Raw genomic sequence first — 19,013 nt, forward strand, 5'->3', positions numbered from 1 at the left:
TTCTTAACAATAAAAAACAGGAGGCCATTATGGAAGCGTGGCATTTTTTCGCTGGATCGTTTGCTTTATTGGTCATGATTTTCATCTGCATATCGTTTAACTGCAAACATCGCGCAACAGACGAAGAATTTCGACAAGCCGGCGTTGCTGTTGATTTCAAAAAATCCACTGTAAAAATCAACAGGAGGATATACTCTATTGACGACATAAAATCATGGCGAAGCGAGTCGAAGTCAAGAGGAGGATCGACTGCATATATTTACTTGAACGACTTCAAGCGGCCAATGCACAGAATATCATTTGTAACGATTACGGGCGCTGAAGTATTTCTGCAACGGCTCAATTTAGCAATTGAGCGTTGTTACGAATATCGGGCGCAAAACAATGCGGCGGCGGCGGATTGACGCACGGGCGAGGAAGCCCAAAAGAAAAGGCCCCGGGGGTGAACCTGGGGCCTTTCTTTTGGTATTTTCTTTGAGCTTATGCCCCGGCCTGGGCTTCTCCACGCTTTGCACCGTTCAAGCGTTTGACAAGTCTCTCTGTTCGCAAATGCGCGTACCGTGCCAGCATTTGCAGCGTTTCATGCCCGGTAATTTCCTTGATTTCCATAACATCCAAGTCTGTCTCTTCAAAAAGTCGGCTGATAGCCTCATGACGCAAGTCATGGAAGCGGAAATTCGGGATGCCGGCTTTTTTGCACGCCTTTTGCATTTTCTTCGAAAGAGTTTGCCCGGCGTTGTAACTTGGGAATATTTTTCCTGAAATATGCCGAGGAAGACTGTTAAGCGCATTAACAGCAGGGATTTGTAACGGCACAGTTCGAGGTTTTCCGTTTTTCGTATCAGCTAAACGCGCAATTTGTCTTTCCAAAAAAACGTCTTTCCACTTCAACTTGACTATTTCACCACGCCGCATCGCCGTTTCTAAAGCAAACGTCACACAAGCGCGAAATTCAAAGTCGTCGCCAATAGCCTCAAAAAGCCTCTCTTCTTCGTCGTCCTCGAAACGCCGGTCGCGTCCTGAAGGAAGTTTCGGCTTCTCAAAATATTGGACAGGATTTTCCAGACTGCGCATATTCCACTTGCTTTTTGCTAAATTAAAGAGCTTTGAGAGAATAGCCAAGTCTAAACGAATCGTATTGGCGGAAACGCCTTCTTCTAAGCGCTCTTCACAAAAAGCGGCAATATCATGAGATTGAATAGTTGCCATGATTCGACGACTCAAAGCGCGTTTTTTCAGGCCTTCGATTCGATATATCTCGGTTTGAGGGTTTTTAAGGGTCTGAACATGGGTGTTTTTGAATCGATCTAAACATTCGGCTAAAGTATAGCGCTCGGCCTCTTTGCGCGAAACAAATTGACTCTTGTTCATCTCCGTTTCGATTTCCTTGGCCCAGGCGTCGGCCTCGGCCTTGGTATCGAACGTCTTGCACGTCGTCGGGTAGCCCCGTTTGCGGATCGTGGCTTGCCACTGGAGCGGTCCGCGCTGTTTGATCGACGCCATTTTTGCCACCTCCTGCTGCGCTCGTTGCAGCATATTTGCAGCAAAAAGTCAAATCGGGGCTTTTTTGGAGGCTGACGGGAGGCGGGAAAATCGGAAAAAGTTCAATAATGGCGGAAGCGTATAGGAGTCGAACCTACCTGTGACCTCTCGACCACACACCGGATTTGAAGTCCGGGCGCCACACCGGTGACGAAACGCTTCCACGTGAGCCAGAGTCTATACCACCTTTTAGCCCTGGTTTCAATCCTTGCCCGGGATTGCTTCCGCGTGGCGGCGGCGTCGCGACGGTTGTGGTCGGGCCGGGCGTTGTGGCAAAAGAAGGGTTCGCGCCCGCCGGATTTCTTCCGGGCGCTGGAGCAACCCCATGAGCGCAATGATCCCGTCCGAAGTCACCTTGCTTGAGCGCCGCCGCATTGAGGCGGCCATGCTGGCCGACGTCTACGCCGTCCTGGTCGAACGTCTGGGCCGCGACGCCGCCCTGGCCGTCATCGAGGACACGGTGGCCCGGGCCGCCAGGGCCGCTGGCCAGGCCTTCGCCGCCCTGGCCCCGGGCGGGCCGAACCTTGCGCATTTCGCCACAGTTTCGGCCATCTGGCAACGTGGCGGGGCGCTTGAGATCGTCAATGAACGGCGCGAACCCGGCCGTGTGTCCTTCGACGTCGCGCGCTGCCGCTACGCCGAAAGCTACCGGGAAATGGGCCTGCCCGAGGAATTGGCCGTGCGCGTGTCATGTCTGCGCGACGCCGCCTTTGCCGCCGGCTACAGCCCCTGCCTGACCCTGGATCGCCCGGCCACTATTGCCTCGGGCGCGAAAACATGTCCTTTCACCTTCACCTGGAACGACGCATGAGCATACGCCGCACCACCGTCAAGGCCGCCCTGGAAAGCCCGTCCCCTTGTCCCGAAATCCGCGTCATGGGCTGGGTGCGCACTCGCCGCGACGCCAAGGGCTTTTCCTTTCTCGAATTAAACGACGGCTCCTGCCTGGGCAACCTGCAGGTCATCATCGATGACACGGCCCAGGGCGCGGATCTGGTCAAAGCGCTTGGCGTGGGCGCGTCGGTGGCCGTCACGGGCGAACTGGTGGCCTCGCCGGGCAAGGGCCAGCGTTACGAGGTCCGGGCCGTAGCGGTCTCGCTCCTCGGGGCCGCCGACCCGGAAACCTATCCGCTTCAAAAAAAGCGCCATTCCGATGAGTTCCTGCGCACCATCGCCCACCTGCGCCCGCGCACCAACAAGTACGGCGCGATGTTGCGCATCCGCTCGGCCCTGGCCCACGGCATCCACGACTATTTCGCCAAGGAAGGCTTCGCCCTGGTCCACACCCCGGTCATCACCGGCTCGGACTGCGAAGGCGCCGGCGAGATGTTTCGGGTGACCACCCTGGGGCCTGAGGCCGCCGCGCTGCCGGCGGCCGAACGCCTGGGCCAGGATTTCTTCGGCAAAGAAGCCATGCTCACCGTCTCGGGCCAGCTCTCGGCCGAGCCGTTGGCCTGCGCCCTGGGCCGGGTCTACACATTCGGCCCGACCTTTCGGGCCGAGCACTCCGACACCTCGCGCCATGCCGCCGAATTTTGGATGCTCGAACCGGAAATGGCCTTCGCCGACCTTGAAGACAACATGGATCTGGCCGAATCCCTGGTCACCCATCTGGTGCGGCTGGTGCTGGCCGAATGCGCCGAGGACTTCGGGCTTTTCGCCAAGTTCGTGGACCCGACCCTGCCCGCCACTCTGGAAAACCTGCTGGCCGAGCCCTTCGTGCGCCTGCCGTACGGCGAAGCGGTGGACATCCTGACCTCCTGCAAGAAAGCCTTCCAATATCCGGTGGCCTTCGGGTCCGACCTGCAAAGCGAACACGAGCGTTATCTGGCCGAAGAGCACTTCAAGCGCCCGGTCATCGTGTACGACTATCCCAAGGACATCAAAGCCTTCTACATGCGCCAAAACGACGACGGCAAGACTGTCGGAGCCATGGACGTGCTCGTACCAGGCATCGGCGAACTGGTCGGCGGCAGCGCCCGCGAGGAACGCCTGGACCGGCTGGAAGCCCGCATCGCGGAGCTGGGCCTGCCCCTTGAGGCCTATTGGTGGTACCTCGACACCCGGCGCTTCGGCACGGTGCCCCATGCCGGCTTCGGTCTCGGGTTCGAGCGGCTGGTCATGCTCGTCACCGGCGTCACCAACATCCGCGACGTCATGGCTTTCCCGCGCACATGGCGGCATCTGGAGTTCTAGGGCTGCGCATTTGATTGAAGAAGCGGCGAGCCGGTTTTCTTCTTCAAACGATTGGGGTTTGCATGGTTGCTACGCCTTTTTTGAAAGATTGCGGCAGCCGGCTGACGAATTGTCGGCCGGCTGCCCTGAGGTGACGCACGGGAGCAAGACGCAGCAGTTTCCCAATGAGAATGACGTCCCGAGCGAGAACTGCGGCGGCCCCTCTTTCCTCAGGGGAAGGATGGGACGTTTTCTTGAGGCGGCAAGGGATGTTGGCTGCGCTGGGCAGTCTGCTCCACATGCTGCCCCGAGGACTGAACAGGGAGGCGGGCGTAAGCGGCGCAAGTCAGTCGGAGAGCATGGCGGGCGTCGGTAGGCTGGGCACGGGGCAAGATATGCTGGCTTGACCGTGTTGCGTTGTTCCGATTTTTTCGTTATGAAAAGAATTTAAGATATTTTGTCATGCAGCTCGCGGCGCGGCGAACTGCGGACGGGATAGATAGAAATGCTGTCATCGGGAGCGACGAATGGATACGGTCGAGTTTTCCCTTGTCGTGCCCTGCTATAACGAAGAAGATGTATTGCCGCATTTTTACGCGGAAGTTGTTCCGGCCCTTGATGCGGCCTTGGGAGGCGACTGGGAGATCATTTTTGTAGACGACGGCAGCCGGGATCGTTCGCGCCAGCTGATTCTCGGTTTGCACCTGCAAGACTCGCGCATCAAAGGCGTGTTTCTCAGCCGCAATTTTGGTCATCAGGCAGCGGTCGATACAGGCCTTTGTCATGCCAAGGGACGTTTCATTGGCGTGATGGATTGCGATCTGCAAGACCCCGTTCAGGTCTTGTTGGCCATGTACGCCAAATGCAAATCCGGGTTGGATGTCTGCTACGGCGTGCGGGCCAGACGCGAATCCCCCTGGCTGCTCAAGTTTTTTTACTCGTTTTTTTACTTGATCATGCACAAGGTGGCTACCCACGACTGGCCCCGCGACGCCGGCGACTTCTGCGTCGTCTCGCGCAAGGCCCTCGACGCCGTCCTGGCCTTGCCGGAAAATTCCCGGATGTTTCGCGGGCTGCGTTCCTGGGTCGGCTTTAGACAGCTGGGATTGCCCTACGACCGGCCCAATCGTCGCTCGGGAAAGAGTAAATACAACCTCCGCAAGCTCATTGATCTGGCGCTGCTCGGCTTTGTCGGCTTCACCGATTTTCCCCTGCGCTTCATTGGCGTTTTTGGTTTTGCCGTGGGCCTGTTTGCCTGCCTGCTCATGTTCTTCGTGGTGCTCAACCGGTTTTTTCCCCAGTTTTCCCTGTTCGGCTACTGGGTCGGCGTCAGTCCCGTGGCCACGACAATTCTGGTTATTTTTTTATTTTTTATGAGTATTCTTTTCGTTTTCCTGGGCGTCATCGGCGAATACATCCGAGTGCTGCTGCAGGAGGTAAAGGGCCGTCCCTTTGCTGTTGTCGATACGACGGTGGGCGATGTCGCCAGGCCGGAAACGCCGGCCAGAATCATGCGAAGGGAGTAAGCGGCCGCGATGCGAAATATTGTCCATCTGTCCGAGGCGTTGCCTGTCAATATGACCGATTATTGGCATGACATCGCCAGCTTGGAGCATTTCTGGGTACGTCGTCGCCTGGAGGTCTTTCGCGCCCTTGCCGGCCAAACGGCCCGGGACATGGGACCGGCGGCCGACATCGGCTGCGGCCGCGGGCTTTTGCAAAGCCAGCTGGAACGGGAATACGGTCTGGCCGTGGACGGCTTCGATCTCGACGAAAACGCCTTGGCCCACAACCTGAGCACGTCAAGCGGCCTATACGTCTACAATATCCACGACCGGTTGCCCGAGCTGGCCGGGAAGTACAAAACGATCTTCCTGTTTGACGTGCTGGAGCATGTCGCGAATGAACTGGGCTTTTTAGCGTCCGCCTTGCATCATCTGCGGCCCGGCGGCCTGCTCTACGTCAACCTGCCGGCTTACCAGCATCTCTTTTCCGCCTATGACACCATGGCCGGTCATTTGCGGCGCTACACCCTGGCCCAGGCCGAAGACCTTGGCCGCAGGGCCGGACTGCGTCTGGTCAAATCGACCTATTGGGGGGCGCCGTATTATCCGCTGCTGGTCGTGCGCAAATTTCTGCTGCGGCTCAAAAAAACGGAAAGCGACATTGTCGCCACAGGGTTTGACGCCAGAAGCGATAGGCTCAACACCGTCCTTGGCCATCTCGGCCGGCTGGAGCCGCTGCCCCAACGCCTGCTTGGCACTTCCGTCATGCTGGCCTGGCAAAAGGGTGCATAACCCGAACGCTGGCCGGGCCGCCTTATAACGCCGGGTCGCAGACCGTTTCCAGGCACTGCTGGGCCATGGGCAGGCGCACATGAAAGGCGCTGCCTTCCCCAAGCCGCGACTCGGCCCAGATGCGGCCGCCGTAGTGACGCACGATCTGGCGGCAGATGGCCAGGCCCAGGCCCGTGCCCTTGATGGTCGGGCTGACGATGGTGTCGCCGCGCCCCACCTGATGGAATCGGTCGAAAATCGATTCGAGCTGATCGGCCGGAATGCCCACGCCCTGGTCGCGCACGGTCATGAGCACGCCCTCGGCTTCGGCGCGGATTTCCAGCACGACCTCGCCGTGTTCGGTAAATTTCACGGCGTTTTGCAGCAGGTTGGCGATGACTTGCACGAGCTGGTCGGGATCCATGAAGAGCGGCTGGGATGAGTCGTCGGCAAGAAAACGGAAGCGGATTTCCGGGCGCTGGGCCAGCAGGCCTTCGATGGTCTGCACGGCCTGACCCAGCACGGCCACCGGATCGATGCACTGGTCGCGCCATTGCATGTTGCCGGATTCGATGCGGTTGAGGTCAAGAACGTCGTTGATCAGGCGCGTGAGGCGTTCGGCCTCGCCGTAGACCACGCCGAGGTTGTGGGCGATGCGCTTGGCCCGGGCAGCCAAAGCCGGATTGTCGCCGGCCAACGGGCTGAAATGCTCCCCAAATTCCCGGCCGAGGAGTTTGGCGAATCCCAGGATCGAAGTCAGGGGCGTGCGCAGTTCGTGGGACACGGTGGAGAGAAAGGCCGATTTGAGCCGGTCGAGTTCGCTTAAGCGGATGTTGGCCTCGGCCAGTTCCATGGCCTGTTCGCGCAGTTCCCGGGTGCGTTCTTCCACTTCATCTTCCAGGCGTTGCTGATGGGCCCGCAGTTCTGCCTCAACGGCCTTGACCGCGCTCAAATCCGAGAACATCCCGAGCGATCCGGCGAACTTGCCGTGTTCGTCCTGCAAGGGGCTGGCGGAGATAAGCACCCAGAGCATCGTGCCGTCGCGGCGTTCGATGCATTGCTCGAACACGTCGCTGAGGCCTTCTCGACGACGTTGCTGTTGCCTGGCTGCTCGGTGCTGGCTTTCTGGCGGCAGGAACTCGGTTAAGTTACGGCCCAACAGCTCCTGGGGCGTATACCCCAGCATGTCGGCCATGCGCTTGTTGACGAAGGTGGTGTCGTAGTTCACGTCGTAGACCCACACCCCCTCGTGGGCCGTTTCCACGATGCCCCGGAACATGGCTTCGCTTTGGCGCAGGGCCGCCTCGCGTCGCTCCCGGTCGGTGACGTCGCGAATGGCCTCAATGGCCCCGTTGACCTGGCCGAACTCGTCGTAGAGGGCCACGGCCTTGGCCCAGACATGGCGTTCGCCGCCGGGCATGGCGGTCAAGGTGACCTCGGCGATGATTTCGCCCTGGGCGATGTCGGCGACATGGTAGCGCGGGTCGGGCGTGGAAACGGCCCCCCGGGCATAGTCCAGGAGCAGCGGGGTGGGCTGGCCGTAAAATGCCGCGCCGTAGGCGAAATCGCCTTTGCCGAGCATGTCGGCGGCGGCGATGCCGGTCAAGCGTTCCAAGGCCTTGTTCCAGAAGGTAACCCGGCCGTCCCGGTCTACGGCAAAGGCGGGGTCGGGTAAAAACTCGATGATTTCCGAGAGGCTACGATCCCGGGCCTTGATGCTGGCCTGGGCCTGACGCAGTTCGTCGATACGCCTGGCCTGGTCGAAATTGGCCACGGCCAGGGCCGAAAGGTGGTTGGCGAAGTGGTGCAGGGCCTGGCAGATTTTTCCGAACCTCGCCAGGGGCATCCGCGGCACCTCGGCCAGGGCGGCCCGGAAGGCCGCCTCATCGGCCCCAATTTCGCGGGCATAGGCGGCCATGGCTTCGAGGTCGGCCTCTTCGTCCAGGACCTGGCCTACCAGCCAGTTGGCGATGTGGCGTTCGCCAACATGGATGGCCGTGCCGCCGTCGAGAAGGCCGCCGCTCAGGCAGCGTCGCACCATGGGGCCGCCAGGCGTCCCCTGGCCCAGGCAAACGTCGGACCGGATGCAGTTGGCAAGGCCCTTGGGCGTGCCGCGAATAACTTTGGCGCACAGGGTGGTGAAATTGCTCGGCCGGGTCAGCGGTCGGCCTTGGGGATCGGTTATCAGCGAGGCCACGCCCGAAGCAGCGGCAAAGGCGTCCTGGATGCGCTGGATTTCCTCAATGTGGAACAGATCCTCGAAACGAAGCCGGGTCGAATCCACGGACAAAGCGCCCCCATGGCGCGGTTGGCCGCAAGCGTCCTGTGTTTCCGGGGCGTCACATACGGAGGGCTGATCCTGGGACATGGCGACTCGCTTCGTTTCTGAACCACAAAAGCGTGACAACAATACCGCATACGATGGGTTTAATACAATGGCTAATTTCTCTCGACAACGCGGCGTTTCTGTCCTGTCGGAGAGGCTTGGGCGGGACGTTTGGGGAGGCCTGCGGCGACCACGGAAGGCGGGAAACCGCGCTGTCTGCCTCCGTTTGCCAGGGGCATGTCCTGGCTGCCAAAAGGCCCCGACCGGAGCACTTCCGGTCGGGGCCTTTTGGCGGCGCGGGGTTCAAGCGTCGTCAGGCGGCGTGCACCAGGCGTTGCATGGCCTTGGCCAGGGCCGGCTCCAGGGAGACGCTGGGCGTCGGCGCGCCCGGCGCTTCCTCGTACATTTTCCAGTAATCCTCGAAGGCCTGGTCGATGGTGCGCTTTTCGGCGTAATTCCGGCCGGCCCGGCCCATGGCCCTCATGAGCTCGGGATCGGCTAGCAACCCGGCCATGGCCGCGTGGAGGGCCTCGGCGTCGCCGGCCGGGACCACGACGCCGGTTTCGCCGGGCACGATGTTCTCCATGGGGCCGCCCTGGTTGGTGACAATAATCGGCAGGCCCGAGGCCTGGGCTTCCAGGACCACGTTGCCGAAGGTGTCGGTGGCGCTGGGGAAGACGAACAGGTCGCAGGCGGCGAAAAGCCCGGCCAGCTCCTCGCCCTCGCGGTAGCCGGTGAAAACCGTGGGCGTGCCGGCAAGCTGCGCGCGCAGCTCGTCGAGATAGGGGCCGTCGCCGACGATGCACAGGGTGGCCTCGGGATGTTGGGCGACGAGCCGGCGAAAGGCCGCGGCCAGCAGGTGCAAGTCCTTTTCCCGGGACACCCGGCCGGCGTAGAGCAGACGCGGACCATGGCCCAGGCCGAAGCGCGCCGCGAGATCCTCGTCGCGCTTGGCCGGATCGAAGCGGACCACGTCCACGCCGCGCGGGAAAAGCCGCAGCTTGGCCGGGTCCAGCCCCTTTTCGGCCAGTTCCCGGCCGGTTTCCTTGGACGGCACGTACACCAGATCCATCTGGTTGTAATACCAGATGATGCACTTCCAGGTGAGGTCTTCCATGGCCTCGTCGCCGGTGAGGATCTGGGCGTATTGGGGCAGGGCCGTGTGGTAGGTGCCGTAGATGGGCAGGCGCAGCGTCTTGGCGATGCACAGGGCGGCCAGGCCGATGGGGCCGGGGGTAGCCGAATGGATGCGGGTGAAGTTGCCGGCGTAAACGGAGTGGAGCATTTCCAGCAGGGGCGGGTAGTAGAGCTTCTGGTCGGGGTATTCGGCCAGGCTGTAGACCCCGATGGGCGTGAACTGCTGCACGCCCGGCTCGAAGATGCGGGGGCCGTGGTCGCAGGTGTAGATGCTTAAGCACTTGCCGGTTTTGATGGACAGTTCGGCCTGCTGGCGCAGGGTGCCGGACACGCCGTTTATCTCGTGGAAGGTGTCGGTGAAGTGGGCCACGCGCACGGCGGCGTCCTTGCCGTTCTGGCCGGTGAGCGCCAGCCTGGCCTGGCTGCTGAAGCGCCGGTCCTTGGTGAAAATGGAGTAGGCCAGGAAATAGGGGGCGAGCATGGTGTAGAGCGCCCCGGCCGAACCCAGGGCCCCGAAGATGTCGAAGACGTTGGCCCCGCTGACGTGATCCAGCAGCGAGCCGGCGAAATGAGCGGCCACCCGGTTGGTGGCCCGGTTGACGAAGGAGAACCAGCCGTTTTCCAAATTGTCGTTGCCAAGGACGCCGGCCCTGGCGAATTCCATGAGCGCCGGATCGGAGTGGATAAGCGATTCCGTCTCGGTGCGGATCAGTTCCCGAAGCGGGGTGCTGGCGCTTTTGCGGCGGCGGGTCAGTCCCCGGGCGAGCCGGCTTTTAAGGCGAAAGGCCAACCCCACGGCCTCCTGTTCGCCGGGTTCCAGGAACCGGTCCACGACCTTGAGGGTCACGTCCTTGTCCAAGAACCGGTCGATGCCGAAGCGGTGTTTATAGTACTGGTAGGCGATGCTGTAGAGGTTGCGGGCCATGGTGCGCGGCGTGCTCGACGCGCCCCGGGCGACAGAGGCCCCGTTTTCCAGGCCGTCGAGGAATTCGACAAGGTTTTCGGCGCCTTCCACCTCGGTGTAGGTGGAGGCGATGGTGAGCGCGCTGTGGTCGTCGGAACCGCCGATCAGATTTTTGCGCCAGGGCTGGGCATAGCCGGGGTCGATGCCATGCTTGTCGGCCAGCCGCCAGATGGCGTCGGCGTCGAGGTTGGGGATGATGTCGCGCAGGCAGTCGTTTTGCCAGGCGTCGCGCGCGCCGTTGATCTCGAAATTGCGGAACAGCAGCAGGAGCTTTTCGAAATTGGCCACGGTCATGCGGTCGTTGACCCCGAACAGCGGGTGGGCCACGGCGTGGTGGATGCCTTCCTGGCGCAGGTAATCGACCAGCTCGTGGATGTTCTCGCGCAGGCGCTGCATCTCCCGGTGCATGGCCTCGGTGATGTCGAAGACCAGCACATGGACCTTGCAGCGGTCGTCAGGAAAATAGGACGTGACTTCCTCGCTGACGAAGGTTCCGGGCAGATGGGCGATGGACAGCGCCCCCTCGATGCGGTTGTGGTCGGAGATGGTCACGAGCCCCATGCCCTTGCGCCGGGCTTCCTCGTAGATGCGTATCGGTTCGGTGAAGCTCTCGGGACAGTTGAGCTTTTGCAGCACCCACTGGGACGGGCGGGTGGAGAATTTGGAGTGTACGTGCAGGTCGATTTTCATGACGGCTCCTTGGGGCACGGGGCAACGCCGGCTCGCGTCGCCGTTTGCGGCTTGTAGCGCCGGCCGCGTGGCGGTCGGATTGCGGTTGGCCGCAGTTTTGTTGACGTCGCCCGGGGTATTGTCACGGAAATGTCGCTTGTCGCGGTTGCCTGCCTGTCCCATGGTGCATCCATGGAACCACGGCGGGAAACGCCTGGAATAGGCGAAGCCGAACGGCGCGATTTCGTGCGCCAGGGCCGCGCGGTGCTGTTGTCCCTGGGGCAGCGGGATCTGGCCCGTCGCTATGGTCTGCTCGCGGCCGGGGCCTCCTCGCGGGAGGAACTGGCGGAATTGCTCCTGTCGATGCTTCAGGCCCGCCACGCCGGATAAGCGACCCTCTGCTGTACCGACCCCGACCAGGGAATATCCCAATGGAATGGAACAACGACCATCCGCCCTACGTCAAAGGGGCGTTGCGCTCCCGCCCCGGGCCTTTGGAGGCCGGCCCCGACGACGGCTCGGGCCTGTGCGACGGCCTGGAGTCCGCTGGGGGGGAAATGGGCGTGGTGACGGCGGCGATCGCCGATTTCGCCAGCCTCTTGCCGGAGATTGACCTGGAGACCGGCTTCGAGATTTTGCGCCAGTTGGCCGAGGCCGTTCGGGAGGGGTTCGCCTGTCATTTTCCGGGCTGTCGGGCGCTGCGGTTCCAGGAAACCGGGGTCGCCTCCCAGGCCTGCGTTTTCGCCCAGGGGCCAGGCTGCCGCGAGCCCGGCGCGGTTTTGGGATATTTCGCCGCTTTCCGGGCCGCCCTGGCCGGGCCGTTGTCCCAGCGTTTCAGCCGGTTGGCCGGCCGGTCGCTTGTCGTGGAGGTCGGCTACGCCCGCCTGGACGCCGCCGCCGGAGCCGGCCCGCGCCAGTTGTTGCGGGCCTTGTGCCAGGCCCAGTGCCTGGGCAAGCACGGTTTCGACGACGAACGCCGCCGACTGCATCAGGCTTTTGAGCGCCTCCTTGCCGCCCGTGAGTGCGACGTGCGCTACCAGCCCCTGGTCGATCTGGCCGGCGGCGGCGTGCTTGGCTGGGAAGCGGCCATCCGGGGCGAAGCGGACGGCCCGTTTGCCGGCGTCGGTCAGCTCTGGGCCTTTGCCGCCACCTGCGGCGAGGAAGCGGCCCTGGACCGGCTTTTCCGGGAGCTGGCCCTGTCCCGCCTGGGGCCGATTGGCGACCGTCAAAAGCTCTTTTTGCCCATCCGCCATGCCAGCCTCGACGATCCGGCTTTTGCTGCGCCCAGGCTCGCCGCCGATCTGGAGCGCCTGGGCCTGTCCCCGGCCGACGTGGTGCTGTGCGTTTCCGAAAAAAACGTCCTGGGCGACCTGTCCTGCTTGTTTGAACGCCTGGAACCCCACCGGGCCGTCGGGTTTGCCCTGGCCGCCGACGACGTGGGCGGCGGGGCGTCCAACCTGTTGCTGCTTTCCCGGGCTCGGCCCGACTGGATCAAGACCTGTCCGGGCCTGGCCGAGGCCGTGGAAGCCAATCCCTTTAAGCGGGTGATGCTCGAAACCCTGGCGCTTTTATCGGAAAAAATCGGCGCGCGTCTGGCCGTGGCCGGCATCGCCTCGGAGCTGGCCCTGTCCACGGTAGCCTCCATGGGCGTCCATGCCGCCCTTGGGCCGCATTTCGGTCAGCCGGCCTGCCCCAAGCCGGAGCAGGTGGCCGAGTTGCCGCCCAAGGCGAACTTCGACATCCTGGGCGGCGGCGGCTGGCAGTCCTCGGCCCCCATCGGCAATCTGGCCGAGGCCTGCCTCACCGTGGCCGAGGACACCACCGTGGACGAGGTGCGCGGGCTCTTGGCCGACCGGCCGCCCATGACCAACGTGGTGGTGGCCGCCGCCGGCCGGCCGGTGGGCATTCTCATGAACTACCATCTGGATCGCCGGCTCAGCTCCCGTTACGGCAACTCCCTTTTCGGCCACAAATCCGTCACCCGCATCATGAACGACAAGCCCCTTGTCGCCGAGGCCGCCCAGGCCGTGGAGGCCGTAGCCCGGCAGGCCATGAACCGCGACCCGGCCATGGTCTATGACGACATTGTGGTGGTGGACGAGGCCGGACTGCTCGTCGGCACGGTCTCGGTGCAAAAGATGCTCGACTCCCTGGCCCAGGTGCAGGTGGAGCTGGCCAAGGGGCTTAATCCCTTGTCCGGCCTGCCCGGCAACATGGCCATTGAACTGGAAGTGGGGCGTCGGGCCAAGCTCGGCGGACCGGCCAGCTGCGTTTACGTCGATCTCGACAATTTCAAGGTCTACAACGACGCCTACGGTTTTTCCAACGGCGACAAGGTGATTCTGCTCACGGCCAGGGTGCTGGCCGAGGCCCTGCGGGGCCGGCCGGACTGTTTCCTCGGCCATGTGGGCGGCGACGATTTCGTGTGCATCACCCCGCGCGAAGAGGCCGAAGGCCTGTGCCAGCGGGCCATTGAGGCCTTTGCCGCAGCCATTGGCGATCACTACAGCCCCGAGGATCGTCGGCGCGGAGCCGTTGCCGGCAAGTCCCGCGACGGCGCGCCAGGCATGTTTCCGCTGGTGTCGCTGTCCATGGGCATCGTGGACTGCGCCTTCGAAATACCTTTTAGCGCCGAGGAGTTCAGCCAGCGGGTGGCGGAAGTCAAGAAATTCGCCAAGACCCGGGCTGGCAACTCCTATGTGCGCGACCGGCGCGCCCCCCTTGGCGCGCGGGTTTGAACCGTTTCGTCACGCGGGCGGCGTTTGTCACCGGTTTGCCATAAAGCCATGGCCTGATCGTCATGGGCGGCGGGCATACCGGATCAGGCCGGGCGCGATGCCGCCCCGGCCGGCACAAACGCCCAAGGACGGCTCGCCCCATGCAACACAGCGTCAAAATGGCCGCGGTGGATCTCGACTTCTACTACGGCCGGTTCAAGGCTCTTGAGAGCATCAATCTGGAAATTCCCGAGCGCCGGGTCACGGCGCTCATTGGCCCGTCCGGCTGCGGCAAATCGACCTTTTTGCGGTGCTTAAACCGCATGAACGACCTCATCGCCGGCACGCGCACCGAAGGCGCGGTGCTCCTCGACGGAGTCAAGGTCAACGTGCCGAGCCTGGACGTGGTGGAATTGCGGCGCAAGGTGGGCATGGTCTTCCAAAAGCCCAACCCCTTCCCTAAGACCATTTTCGAGAACGTGGCTTATGGCCTGCGGGTCGGCGGCGTATCTGATCGCAACTACATTTCGAGCCAGGTGGAAAAGAGCCTGGTCGCGGCCGGGCTTTTCACCGAAGTCAAGGACCGGCTCCATGATTCGGCCCTGGGCCTTTCCGGTGGCCAACAGCAGCGGTTGTGCATCGCCCGGGCCGTGGCCCTGGAGCCGGAAGTGCTGCTCATGGACGAGCCGGCCTCGGCCCTGGACCCCATCGCCACCCAGAAGATCGAGGAGCTCATCGCCGAGCTCAAGCGCAACTACACCATCGCCATCGTCACCCACAGCATGCAGCAGGCGGCCCGGGTCTCGGACCTCACCGCCTTTTTCTACATGGGCAAACTCGTGGAAGTCGGCCCCACCGAAGCCATCTTCACCCGTCCGGCCAATCAGCAGACCGAAGACTACGTCACCGGCCGTTTCGGCTGATGCCGCAGGCGCGCCATAGCTCGCCCAGCCAGAACCAACGCCAAGCCTTCGGGAGCCATTTCATGGAAAGCAGAGCCCATTTTCACGCCGAACTTGATGCCCTCAAGGGCCGTGTCATCGCCCTGTCCGTGCTGGTCGAAACGGCCCGCCAGGGCGCGGTGGCCGCCTACCGCCAAAACGACCAGACCCTGGCCCGCCAGATCATCGAAGGCGACAAGGCCATCAACCAGCAGGCCTGCGACATCGACGAGGCCTGCCTCAAGCTGCTGGCCCTGGAGCAGCCGGTCGCCCTGGACTTGCGCCGCATCGTCGGCTACGCCCGGGCCGTTATTAACCTCGAACGCCTGGGCGACGAAGCCGTCAACATCGCCGAGGGCGCGTTGGTCGGGGCTGGGCTTCCGGGCGACTGCGACGGCGCGCTCATGGAGCTTTCCGACCATGTGGCCGGCATGTTGGCCCTGGCCTCGCGGTCCTTTGTCGAGGATGACGTGGACGCGGCCATGGACGTCTGTCGCCTGGACGAGCGGGCCAGGGAACTGGCCGTGGCCGCCATGCGCTGCATCACCGAGGCGCTTTCGCGCTGCCAGGCCGCGCCCGAGGAAGGGGTTCGGGCCATTCTCGCCTGCCGCAGTTTCGAGCGCATGGCCGGACACGCCGCCAACCTCGGCGAAATCCTGGTCTTTATCGTCAAGGGCGTCATCCTCAGCCAAAAATGCCAGCCCCGTTAGGGGCGGCCTGCCCTCTGGAGCCTTTGCCCATGACGGCCGCCTGCGCCGACGTCATCACTGCCTGCCGCGTTCCCGTGCCCCATGTCGTGGACGTCATGCCTGGCGGAACGCGGCTTCGCGTACAGACCAACAGTTTGGCCCTGGCCCAAGCCCTGAACCGCCATTTCGCCGCCTTTCCGGGCGACGGCGGCCAGCCCGATCTGGTTGTCCAGGCCGTGGACGGCCCCAATCCCGACCTGGACCTGGCCTTTGTCCCCCATGAGTCCGAGGGCGGCAAGGAAGAGTACGCCGATTTGCCCGACGGCCGCCTGGTGCGCAAGCGCCGCACCGGGCTGCTCTTGGTCTTCGGCCCGGCCGGCAACTGGATTTTTGGCCCCTGCGCCGCCTGGCCCCAGCAGGTGGTCAATGCTCTAAACGCCCGTCTGGCTGATCGGGAACTGGCCCGGGGCGCGGCGCTTCTCCATGCCGCCGCCGTGGCTCGGGGCGAGGCCGCCCTGGCCCTGGCCGGACTGGCCGGGGCCGGCAAGACCACCCTGGCTCTGGAGCTGGTGCGGCGCGGCGCGGATTTCGTCACCAACGACCGCTTGTTCGTGACCCCCGAGCCCAACGGCTTCGGGTGTTGCGGCGTAGCCCGGCCGCCTCGGGTCAATCCCGGAACGATCCTGGGCAACGACCGGCTGCATGGGCTGCTTGACCCGGTCGAGCGAGCCGCTTATGCCGCCTTGCCGCCGGATGCGCTATGGGGGCTTGAATCCAAACACGACGTGCCCATTGAGACGTGTTTCGGACCTGGGCGGGTGCGCCTTCGGGCCGGACTTCGCGCCCTGGTCGTGCTGTGCTGGAAACGCGGCGGCGGCCCCGTGGTCGCGCATCGGACCACGTTGGCAGCCGCGCCAGAACTGGTCCCGGCCATCGCCAAGGATCTGGGCGTGTTGTTTCTGGCCGGTCCTTGCCCGGCCGATCCGGCCGCTTATCTCGCTGCCCTGGGAGAACTGCCGGTGCTGGCGCTCTCCGGCGGCACGGACGTTTCCCACGCGGCCCAGTTGTGCCAGGACATCCTCTGTCGCGCCGACGGATGTCCCCCATGACGACCTTGCCTGTACCGAGCCTCGACGCTATTGAAGGAACCGACGTGCCAGACGCCAAACATACCCCTCGGGCGCGCATTGCCCGCACCGTACGTCTGCCCGAACCTTCCCGGGCGGCGCTTTTTCGACGCGCCCCGGAACTGGGGCCCCGGGTGCTCTTTTTCAGCGGCGGCACGGCCCTTCGCGACCTCAGCACCACGCTGATCGAATACACCGCCAATTCCATCCATCTCATCACGCCCTTTGATTCCGGCGGTTCCTCGGCCGTGCTGCGCAAAGCCTTCGGCATGCCGGCCGTGGGCGATCTGCGCAACCGCATCATGGCCCTGGCCGACCGCAGCATCACCGGCAATCCGGCCGTGTTCGAGCTTTTTGCCCACCGCCTGCCCAAGGACGTGCCCCAGGACGAACTGGCGGCTAAACTCGTGCGGATCATGAACGGCGAAGACCCGCTTATCCGCCGGGTGCCCGATCCCCTGCGCAAGATCATCCGCACCCATCTGCGCTTTTTCAACGAACGCCGGCCCAAGGACTTCGACCTGCGCGGGGCCAGCATCGGCAACTGCATCCTGGCCGGCGGCTATTTCAACTACAACCGGATGCTCGACCCGGTCATCTACCTTTTTATGCAGCTGGTCGAAGCCCGAGGCGTGGTGCGGCCCATCGTCAACGCCGACCTGCATCTGGCCTGTCGTCTGGCCGACGGCCGGGTGCTCATTGGCCAGCACAACATGACCGGCAAGGAAGCCGCGCCCATTGACGCGCCCATCGAGTCCCTGTGGCTGACGGCCAGCCTCGACGACCCGACCCCGGCCAGTGTGCGCATCCGCGACAAGACCGACAAGCTCATCCGCCAGGCCGAGGTCATCTGCTTTCCCTACGGCAGCTTCTATTCGAGCCTCATGGCCAACCTGCTCCCCCAGGGCGTGGGCGACGCCGTGGCCGCCGCCGACTGCCCCAAGGTCTACATCCCCAATCTCGGCCACGACCCCGAGCAGCAGGGCCTCACCGTGGCCGACCAGACGCGCCGGCTCCTGGCCGCTCTGGAAGCCGGCTGCGCCAAGGCCTGCCGCCGCGAGGACCTGCTTCGTTTTGTCTTCGTGGACAGCCGGGGAGGGCGCTACGACGGCGGCCTGGACATCCCGGCCATCAAGCGTCTGGGCGTCGAGGTGGTGGACGTGCCCCTTGCCCGGGCCGACGACTCCGGCCAGGCCGACAGCCGCAAGGTGGCCGAGCTGCTTGTTTCCCTGGCCTGATTCCAGAGCTAGCGCAGTGTGGCGGAGCGCATTTTCATGGACGTTGCCGCCCCTGTCCCTGTTTTTTGATTCCAAGGAGTCCGCATCATGATGCAGTGTTTCATCGGCGAGGCCGGCAAGCCGCGCATCGTCGAAGGCGTGGCCAGAGGATGCTGGATTCACATGGTCGATCCGAGCGAGGACGAGATCCAGTACATCGTCCGGGAGCTCGGCGTGCCGCTGGATTTCCTCACCGACCCCCTGGACGTGGACGAACGGTCGCGCATTGAGCAGGAGGACGGCGTTTTGCTGCTGGTGCTGCGCGTGCCGGTGCGCCACGACGAGACCTCCGGCGGCGTGCCCTTCGCCACCGTGGCCCAGGGCGTCATCGTCGCCGGGGACCATGTGGTGACGGTGTCCAAGGTGGAAAACGAGCTGACGCGCCATTTCGTCGACGGCCTGGCCAAGCAGTGCACGCCCGAGCGGCCCGGCCGGTTCGTCATCCAGCTGCTGCAGCGAAACGCCCTCCAGTTTCTGGCCGATTTGCGGGAAATCAACCGCCTCACCAATCTTATCGAGCAGGAGTTGCACAAGTCCTCGCGGAATGAGGAACTCATCGGCCTGGTCAACATTGAAAAAAGCCTCGTCTACTTCATCACTTCGCTGCAATCCAACAATCTTATCATGAAGACCCTGCTGCGGCGAAAGATCATTACCCTGGATGAGGAAGAACGGGACCTGCTTGAAGACGCGCTGATCGAAAACAAGCAGGCCATCAGCATGACCAAGATCTACACCGATATTTTAAGCGGCCTCATGGACGCTTTTGCTTCAATTGTTTCCAATAACTTAAACGTCACCATGAAGTTTTTGACCTGCTTCACCATCATTCTCATGATCCCCAACATCCTGGCCGGCCTCTATGGCATGAACGTGAAGCTGCCGCTCCAGGACGAACCCCAAGCCTTTGCCTACATCGTCCTGGCCTCGTTGGCCTTTGCTTTTGCCCTGAGCGTGGTCTTCGTCAAGAAGCGCTGGTTCTGAGGCGTCACTGTCCAGACGAAATATGGCCCCGGTTCGCGGCAGCGAACCGGGGCCGTGTTGTTGTGAACGGGCTGCGGCGGCATCGGCCTTGATCGATTGCTTCTTGCCTTCTGCGCCGACCAGTGCGTCAATCTGCGCCCGCCCCCTTTAAACCCCTTCTTCCATTGCAGGGGTCCGGGGGGATCATCC

At 63.0% G+C, this 19,013-nt stretch carries 15 protein-coding genes and 1 tRNA gene; 12 read left to right on the plus strand and 4 right to left on the minus strand.

Annotation, left to right across the window (positions count from 1 at the left end):
• Window positions 1-29: 29 nt before the first annotated feature.
• Complete coding sequence (locus tag C3Y92_RS09835; protein WP_129352088.1) at window positions 30-404, plus strand: hypothetical protein; 375 nt, start codon at window positions 30-32, stop codon at window positions 402-404.
• Between the two features lie 76 nt (window positions 405-480).
• On the opposite strand, the gene C3Y92_RS09840 is transcribed toward C3Y92_RS09835, so the two are convergent.
• Both C3Y92_RS09840 and C3Y92_RS09845 read right to left on the minus strand, forming a co-directional pair.
• A complete protein-coding gene (locus tag C3Y92_RS09840; protein WP_129352090.1) occupies window positions 481-1,503 on the minus strand; it encodes a tyrosine-type recombinase/integrase in 1,023 nt (340 codons plus the stop codon).
• Window positions 1,504-1,611: 108 nt separating this feature from the next.
• Window positions 1,612-1,705: transfer RNA gene (locus C3Y92_RS09845), tRNA-Sec, on the minus strand.
• 162 nt (window positions 1,706-1,867) lie between these two features.
• Here C3Y92_RS09845 and C3Y92_RS09850 point away from each other — a divergent pair.
• The 4 genes from C3Y92_RS09850 to C3Y92_RS09865 all read left to right on the plus strand — a co-directional run bounded on the left by C3Y92_RS09850 (window position 1,868) and on the right by C3Y92_RS09865 (window position 6,014).
• Window positions 1,868-2,353, plus strand: a complete 486-nt coding sequence (locus tag C3Y92_RS09850; protein ID WP_129352092.1) for an L-2-amino-thiazoline-4-carboxylic acid hydrolase — start codon at window positions 1,868-1,870, stop codon at window positions 2,351-2,353.
• Window positions 2,354-2,355: 2 nt separating this feature from the next.
• Entirely contained in the window at window positions 2,356-3,738 is a 1,383-nt protein-coding gene (gene asnS / locus C3Y92_RS09855; RefSeq protein WP_207214045.1) for an asparagine--tRNA ligase, read from the plus strand.
• A 506-nt stretch (window positions 3,739-4,244) separates the two neighbouring features.
• Window positions 4,245-5,243 carry a glycosyltransferase family 2 protein gene (locus C3Y92_RS09860; protein ID WP_129352096.1) on the plus strand — a complete coding sequence of 333 codons (999 nt, stop codon included), beginning with the start codon at window positions 4,245-4,247 and terminating at the stop codon, window positions 5,241-5,243.
• A gap of 9 nt (window positions 5,244-5,252) precedes the next feature.
• Window positions 5,253-6,014, plus strand: coding sequence for a class I SAM-dependent methyltransferase (locus C3Y92_RS09865; RefSeq protein ID WP_129352098.1), 762 nt, complete (start codon window positions 5,253-5,255; stop codon window positions 6,012-6,014).
• Window positions 6,015-6,036: 22 nt separating this feature from the next.
• On the opposite strand, the gene C3Y92_RS09870 is transcribed toward C3Y92_RS09865, so the two are convergent.
• Together C3Y92_RS09870 and C3Y92_RS09875 are read right to left on the minus strand one after the other, a co-directional pair.
• Window positions 6,037-8,361, minus strand: coding sequence for a PocR ligand-binding domain-containing protein (locus tag C3Y92_RS09870; protein WP_129352100.1), 2,325 nt, complete (start codon window positions 8,359-8,361; stop codon window positions 6,037-6,039).
• A 271-nt stretch (window positions 8,362-8,632) separates the two neighbouring features.
• Window positions 8,633-11,110, minus strand: a complete 2,478-nt coding sequence (locus C3Y92_RS09875) for a glycosyltransferase (RefSeq protein ID WP_129352102.1) — start codon at window positions 11,108-11,110, stop codon at window positions 8,633-8,635.
• A gap of 171 nt (window positions 11,111-11,281) precedes the next feature.
• Between C3Y92_RS09875 and C3Y92_RS09880 the strand changes: the two genes are divergently transcribed.
• The 7 genes from C3Y92_RS09880 to C3Y92_RS09910 all read left to right on the plus strand — a co-directional run bounded on the left by C3Y92_RS09880 (window position 11,282) and on the right by C3Y92_RS09910 (window position 18,824).
• The gene (locus C3Y92_RS09880) at window positions 11,282-11,479 is read left to right on the plus strand and encodes a hypothetical protein (RefSeq protein WP_129352104.1); all 198 of its coding nucleotides are present in this window, start codon (window positions 11,282-11,284) and stop codon (window positions 11,477-11,479) included.
• 41 nt (window positions 11,480-11,520) lie between these two features.
• Window positions 11,521-13,827 (plus strand): GGDEF domain-containing protein, encoded by a 2,307-nt coding sequence (locus C3Y92_RS09885; protein WP_129352106.1) that lies wholly within the window; start codon window positions 11,521-11,523, stop codon window positions 13,825-13,827.
• A gap of 140 nt (window positions 13,828-13,967) precedes the next feature.
• Window positions 13,968-14,729 carry a phosphate ABC transporter ATP-binding protein PstB gene (gene pstB, locus C3Y92_RS09890; protein ID WP_129352108.1) on the plus strand — a complete coding sequence of 254 codons (762 nt, stop codon included), beginning with the start codon at window positions 13,968-13,970 and terminating at the stop codon, window positions 14,727-14,729.
• 62 nt (window positions 14,730-14,791) lie between these two features.
• The gene (gene phoU, locus C3Y92_RS09895) at window positions 14,792-15,457 is read left to right on the plus strand and encodes a phosphate signaling complex protein PhoU (RefSeq protein WP_129352110.1); all 666 of its coding nucleotides are present in this window, start codon (window positions 14,792-14,794) and stop codon (window positions 15,455-15,457) included.
• A gap of 29 nt (window positions 15,458-15,486) precedes the next feature.
• Window positions 15,487-16,545: an HprK-related kinase B gene (locus tag C3Y92_RS09900; RefSeq protein WP_235669676.1), complete on the plus strand. Its 1,059-nt coding sequence runs from the start codon at window positions 15,487-15,489 to the stop codon at window positions 16,543-16,545.
• Window positions 16,542-17,801 carry a GAK system CofD-like protein gene (locus C3Y92_RS09905; RefSeq protein ID WP_408021674.1) on the plus strand — a complete coding sequence of 420 codons (1,260 nt, stop codon included), beginning with the start codon at window positions 16,542-16,544 and terminating at the stop codon, window positions 17,799-17,801. The genes C3Y92_RS09900 and C3Y92_RS09905 overlap by 4 nt, the downstream gene beginning before the upstream one ends.
• 87 nt (window positions 17,802-17,888) lie before the next feature.
• Entirely contained in the window at window positions 17,889-18,824 is a 936-nt protein-coding gene (locus tag C3Y92_RS09910; RefSeq protein ID WP_129352116.1) for a magnesium transporter CorA family protein, read from the plus strand.
• The last annotated feature ends 189 nt before the right edge of the window (window positions 18,825-19,013 follow it).

It is taken from the genome of Solidesulfovibrio carbinolicus, from assembly GCF_004135975.1.
Taxonomy (GTDB): Bacteria; Desulfobacterota; Desulfovibrionia; order Desulfovibrionales; family Desulfovibrionaceae; genus Solidesulfovibrio; species Solidesulfovibrio carbinolicus.